Below are 5754 nucleotides of genomic sequence, written 5' to 3'. Positions count from 1 at the left end.
CTTGAGGCCGTCGCGATCGCTGTGATCGAGCAGGACTATGCCGCGGCTGATGTTGCGGCCGGTCTCGTCGCCATCCACCGCCACCAGGGGGCGAACCCCGGCGTAGGCGCGCAGCAGACGGGTGCGCGCCATGATGGGGGCAAGTTTAATCCCCTCGCGCAGCAGCACTTCCACCTCCTCAGGATCCACAGTGAGCTGGTCAATCTTGTGGTAGTCGATGCGGCTGGAGGTGGTACCGATGAGGGAGATGGTATCGCCCGGCACCAGAATGTCCGCATCCGCCGGTTTGCGGGCGCGGTTGAGCACCATCTGGTTGATGCGGTAATCCATGATGAGCAGCGAACCCTTGGCCGGGAACATGCGGATGCCGAGATCGGCGTACTCGCAGATCTGCTGGCCCCAGATCCCGGCGGCATTGATCACCTCCTGACACTCCACCTCGAACGCCTCGCCAGTGCGGGTGTTGATGGCCTTGACGCCATGGACCCGATCCTGGGTGCGGAGCAGCCCCAGCACCTTGCTGTGGGTGAAGATGCGCGCGCCGTGTTCTTTGGCATCCAGCACGTTGGCGGCGGCGAGGCGGAAGGGATCGACAGTGCCGTCCGGCACTTGAATGGCGCCGATCAGCGCCGGATTAACGTTGGGCTCGAGGCGCAGCGCATCAGACGGATCCATCTGGCGTGCATCAATGCCCGCCAGAGCGCAGGCATTCATGAAGGTATTTTGAAAATTGATGTCATCTTCCGGCAGGGTGACGAAGAGACCGCCCGTCTCCTCGACGCAATGGCTGGCGATCCGCTTGAGGATGCGGTTCTCCTGAATGCACTCGCGGGCGGATTCCGGATCCGTCACCGCGTAGCGGGCACCCGAGTGGAGCAGGCCGTGGTTGCGGCCGGTGGTGCCGGCGGCGATGTCATCCCGTTCCAGCAGGATGCAGTCGATGCCGCGCAGTGCGCAATCGCGCATGATGCCGGCTCCGGTGGCGCCACCCCCTATGATGACGACTTGTGTGGTTATTCTTTTCATTCTTGACCGTCTCATCTCTTCCAGATGACGCCAGTGTGGCGCCTCTCGGGCCGAAAATGTTTGATATGGGCCAAATTAATGCTCGTAAACGCTCATTTTGGTGCGAAATAATGAGCAAATCGTGATTCTTGTCACACTCCCGTATTAAAAGAGAAGGGGCCACCAGGGCCCCCTCTGCATGAGTTAGCCGCCACTCAACCGCAGCATTTCTTGAACTTCTTGCCGCTGCCACAGGGGCAAGGGTCGTTGCGACCAGCCTGCAGTGGTGTCGGATCCTGCTCGCCATCTGTGTAGACCCAGCGTCCCTGATGGCGCACGAAGCGGGAACGCTCATGCAGACAGTGGCGCTCATCCCCCTCCTTGAACCAGGCCTTGAACTCCACCACGCCGGTTTTGTCCGAAGGGCCGCCTTGGGCGGCGAGGATCTCCAGCCCATCCCAGCGGGTGTCGGTGTGGGAGAGTTGATCAGCCGTCAATCCCCCCAGATGATCAGGGTGCCAGCTGTGCACCAGATAGTCGCCCAGTCCCAGCACGAAGGCGCTGTAACGGGAGCGCATCAGCTGCTCCGGGGTCTGCGCCTCGGCCCCCTGGTGCAGTGATCCACAGCACAGTTCGAAAGAAAGAGTTGAACCGCAAGGACATTTTTTCATATGTCAGCCCATCAGGGTCGATAGAGGAGGTGCGGGGATTGTAGCGAAAGCGGGTCCCTGCCGACCAGCGCCCTATACTGGTTAGGTAGGAACGAAACACCAATAAAGACAGCTGTAAGGATGTGAAAGATGACGCTAAAGCAGAAAATTTTGTTGCTGGGAGCTATCCCCGTGCTCCTGATGGCCCTGGTGGTCAACCTCAGCAACTACATGATGTTCAAGAGTGATTTGGAAGCTGATCTGGTGGTGGCGCGGGAGAATGCGATCCAGGATCGCAAGGCATTGCTCAGCAGCTACCTGATGCTCGCCAAGACGGCCGTCGACAGGGTCTATAACCAGCCAGACTCCCCGGAAGCGCGCAAGCAGGTCACCGAGATCCTGCGACCATTGCGCTACAGCAGCGATGGCTATTTCTTCATCTATGACTTTCAGGGCAATACCGTATTGCTGCCGACCCGCCCCGAGATGGAGGGTCAAAACCGCTGGCAGGACAAGGATGCCAAGGGCAAGCTGTTGATCCAGGAGATCATCAAGGCGGCGCGCCAGGGGGATGGCTTTTCCGAGTACTGGACCGCCAAGCCCTCCATCGGGCGGGATGTGCCCAAGCTCTCCTTCAACCTGGTGCTCGACAAGTATCAGTGGGTCATCGGCACGGGTTTTTACATCGATGACATCGACAACGAGCTGGCGGCGCTGCGCGCCGAGCGTGAGAGCAACATGCACAACTCCTTGCAAAGCAGCGTGCTGTTGATCCTGGTGATCCTGGGAATAACCCTGGCAGTGACAGTGCTGATCGGCAATCGGGTCACCCGACCGCTGGCGGATGCGGTATCGGCCCTCAATGACATCGCCGACGGGGAGGGGGATTTGACCCAGCGCCTCAAGGTGCAGAGTCATGACGAGATTGGCCAGCTGGCCACCGCCTTCAACCGCTTCGTCGAGCGGATCCAGTCGGTGGTGAGTCAGGTGGGAGAGACCAGCAATCATCTCTTCAGTGCGGTGGAGAAGCTGCACCACCTGAGCGAGCACTATGACCATCAGATGCACGGCCACAGCCGGGAGACGGATCAGGTGGTCACCGCCGTGACCGAGATGAGCTCCACCGCTCAGGAAGTGGCGGCCAGCGCCTCCAACGCAGCCACTGCTACCAGCGACGCTGCGCGCGAATCCCATGCCGCCCGTGGGGTGGTGGATTCCGCCATCAACAGCATCAACCGACTGGTGGACGAGGTGCATACCGCCTCCGGCGTTATCGAGCAGCTGGCGCACGAGACCGGCAAGATAGGATCCGTGGTTGAGGTCATTCGCGGCATTGCCGAACAGACCAACCTGCTGGCACTCAACGCCGCCATCGAAGCGGCCCGGGCGGGCGAGCAAGGGCGCGGATTTGCGGTAGTGGCGGACGAGGTGCGCTCCCTGGCGGGCCGTACCCAGCAGAGCACCAAGGAGATCAACGAGATGCTGCAGCGGTTGCAAAGCGGTGTCAAACAGGCGGTAGACGTGATGCAGGCCAGCGAGGAGCGCAGCCAGGAGACGGTACAGGAGGCGAGCCATATCGCCACCTCCCTCGACAGCATGGTGATGGCGGTCAGTACCATCAATGATATGAACATACAGATAGCGACGGCGGCCGAGGAGCAACATGCGGTCTCCGAGGAGATCAACAAGAACCTGGTGGCCATACAGCAGATCGTCAGCGAGCTGACCGATGCGGCTGTGGCGTCCAACAGTACCACCCGCGACTTGGCCAGCACGGGTGACAAATTGCGCAAACTTGTCTCCCAATTCCGCTACTGATCGCATTTTTGCCGTCTGGACGTGATTTCCAGACGGCAAATTTGGGGATTGGCGGAGAATGTGGGAAAATTGTCACCATCCGCTCTTTTCGTTAACCCATATCCTATGAATGAGATCGTGAAAGGCAGTATCGATTTGATCCGTCAGCTCAACTATGGTCTGGTCTACGCCAGCCTGGAGGAGCACAAGGAGCTGTCCCGTACCGATCTGTCCCGTTTGACCGGCCTCTCTCCGGCCAGCATCACCAAGATCACCCGTGAACTGCTCGATGGCGGTCTGGTGGTGACCTGTGGCGAGAGCTCGGTGGGCCGTGGTCGCCGTCAGACCCTGCTGCGCATCAACGAGCGTCGCTTCCAGTTTCTCTCCATGCGGCTTGGCCGTGGCTATGTGGACATGGCCCTGTTCGATCTGGCCGGTCGCTCCCTCGCCCGTCATCGTCACACCTTCAGCGAGGCTGAGCGTGCCGACCTGCTGGTCAGCCTGGTGCGCGCCATCCAGGGTTTCCTGCCAAAGAAAGCGCTGCGCCTTGCCTGTATTGCACTGTGCCTGCCGGGGCAGGTGGAGCGCCACTCCGGCATGGTCAAGCACTTCCCCTTTTATGATCTGCGTAACTGGCCGCTTGGCCCCACCCTGCAACAGGCGTTTGAGGTACCCGTGCTGGTCAGTGGCGACGTGCGCACCTGGATCCAGGCCGAGCGCGAGTGGGGGGCCGCCAAAAACTGCGCCGATGCGGTGCTGGTGTTCGTGCATAACGACATAGGTGTCGGCATGGTGGTCAATGGCCAGCTCATCGAGAGCGAGTCGTCCCTGCTCGGCGATCTCAGCCACCTGCAGCTCGAGCCCTATGGCCAGCGTTGCTACTGCGGTGGCTTTGGCTGCGCCTGTACCCTGGTGACCAATCAGGCACTGGAGGCGCAATACCGGGAGCTGCGCGAACGCATGCAGGAGCATGATCTGCCCGAGAGCGTTACCATCCGCGAGTTGTGCGAGCTGGCGCTGGCGGGCAACAGCCTGTGCCAGGACATATTGCATCAGGCGGCCGGTCGTCTCTCACGGGTGCTCTCCAACCTCATCTGCCTGCTCAATCCGGGCAAGCTGCTGCTGGGGGGGGAGATCACCCGCGCCGATCGGCTGCTGTTCCCCATGTTGCACCAGTCTCTGGCCAGCCAGTTGCCGGCCGAATACCTGGTACGGCTGCAAATCGAGTCTACCCACTTTTACGAAGATCCCACCAAGCCCACCTCGGTGCAGGTGCACAAGGTCCTGCGCGACGGCAGCCTGCTGCTCGACCTGTTGCGAGGTGACAAGGAGGCATGAGACTCGGGTTGCAAGGACGCTTCCTGCTGATGCTCTGTCTGGTCAGTCTGCTGCAACTGGTGCTGCTGAGCGGGGCCAGCTACTACTACGTTTCCGAGCAGCGCTACCGCGAGGTGGGGGATCAGGCCCTCGACGTGGCGCGGCTGGTGGCTCGTGAACCCGGGATCATCTCTGGGGTGAAGCGGGGTGATACCGCCCGGCTCAACCTGCTGGTGGAGCGGATCCGCGCCGAGGTTGGCGCCAGTTACATCGTCATCGGCGACAAGGAGGCGCGGCGGCTGGTGCACCCCAATGCGGATCGCATCGGCCAGCCCATGGTCGGAGACGATCCCAAGCGAGCCCAGCAAGGGGAGGCTTACACCTCCCGGGCTGAGGGATCGCTCGGGGTTTCAGTGCGCGGCAAGGGACCGATCCGCGACGAGATGGAACAGGTCATCGGCGTGGTGTCGGTCGGTTATCTGGTGCGCGATATTGATGCGGATCTGCAGGGTTTTCTGCGCTTTGGTCTGGCGATGACTCTGATTATCGTCTTGCTCAACAGCGCCGCTGCTGCCTGGCTGGCGCGCCGCTACAAGCGGGCCCTGCTGGGGTTCGAGCCCGAGCAGATCGGGCGCCTCTATGCGGAGCTGGATTGTACCCTGCGCACGGTGCGTGAAGGGATCCTCACCATAGATGAACAGGGGCGGCTCACTTCCCTCAACCCCAATGGCATCCGGTTGTTGCGCCTCGACGAGCAGGCGGCAAGGACGGCCATAGGCCAGCCCATCACCCGCTTGTTGCCGGAGAGCCGCATGCTCTCCCTCATTCAGGATCCCCGTCCCCAGTTTGATGAAGAGATAGTGCTCAACGGTCAGCAGCTCATCGTCAACCGGCTGCCGCTGGTGCGGGACGGCAAGTTGATCGGCGCCGTGTCGAGCTTTCGGCGCAAGGATGAGCTGGCCGAGCTCAGTGCTCAGCTCTCCCA

At 61.3% G+C, this 5754-nt stretch carries 5 protein-coding genes; 3 read left to right on the top strand and 2 right to left on the bottom strand.

Translation table 11 applies throughout. The annotated features are described in order from the left end of the window. Together glpA and AAC083_RS20450 are read right to left on the bottom strand one after the other, a co-directional pair. The coding region (gene glpA, locus AAC083_RS20455) for an anaerobic glycerol-3-phosphate dehydrogenase subunit A (RefSeq protein WP_258224791.1) at nt 1-1026 on the bottom strand (1026 nt) is incomplete at its 3' end. Between the two features lie 194 nt (nt 1027-1220). Beyond that, nucleotides 1221-1676 carry a YchJ family protein gene (locus AAC083_RS20450; RefSeq protein WP_084204547.1) on the bottom strand — a complete coding sequence of 152 codons (456 nt, stop codon included), beginning with the start codon at nt 1674-1676 and terminating at the stop codon, nt 1221-1223. A 129-nt stretch (nt 1677-1805) separates the two neighbouring features. Here AAC083_RS20450 and AAC083_RS20445 point away from each other — a divergent pair, with 129 nt between their 5' ends. The 3 genes from AAC083_RS20445 to AAC083_RS20435 form a co-directional block, all read left to right on the top strand. Continuing rightward, complete coding sequence (locus AAC083_RS20445; RefSeq protein WP_108537582.1) at nt 1806-3473, top strand: methyl-accepting chemotaxis protein; 1668 nt, start codon at nt 1806-1808, stop codon at nt 3471-3473. Between the two features lie 105 nt (nt 3474-3578). Beyond that, on the top strand, nt 3579-4790 hold the full coding sequence (locus AAC083_RS20440; RefSeq protein ID WP_108537581.1) for an ROK family transcriptional regulator: 1212 nt from the start codon (nt 3579-3581) through the stop codon (nt 4788-4790). Then, the coding region (locus tag AAC083_RS20435; protein ID WP_308811027.1) for a cache domain-containing protein at nt 4787-5754 on the top strand (968 nt) is incomplete at its 3' end. The genes AAC083_RS20440 and AAC083_RS20435, both read left to right, overlap by 4 nt.

Origin of the sequence: Aeromonas sp. HMWF014, from assembly GCF_963878295.1 — a bacterium.
Taxonomy (GTDB): Bacteria; Pseudomonadota; Gammaproteobacteria; order Enterobacterales; family Aeromonadaceae; genus Aeromonas; species Aeromonas popoffii.
Note: the sequence above shows the minus strand (reverse complement) of the source record. Positions and strands in the feature narration are given on the sequence as shown.

Bases quoted from the DNA above. Each gene is read 5' to 3' on its own strand.
- AAC083_RS20450 (WP_084204547.1), bottom strand. From the start codon at position 1,676: ATGAAAAAATGTCCTTGCGGTTCAACTCTTTCTTTCGAACTGTGCTGT.
- AAC083_RS20445 (WP_108537582.1), top strand. From the start codon at position 1,806: ATGACGCTAAAGCAGAAAATTTTGTTGCTGGGAGCTATCCCCGTGCTC.
- AAC083_RS20440 (WP_108537581.1), top strand. From the start codon at position 3,579: ATGAATGAGATCGTGAAAGGCAGTATCGATTTGATCCGTCAGCTCAAC.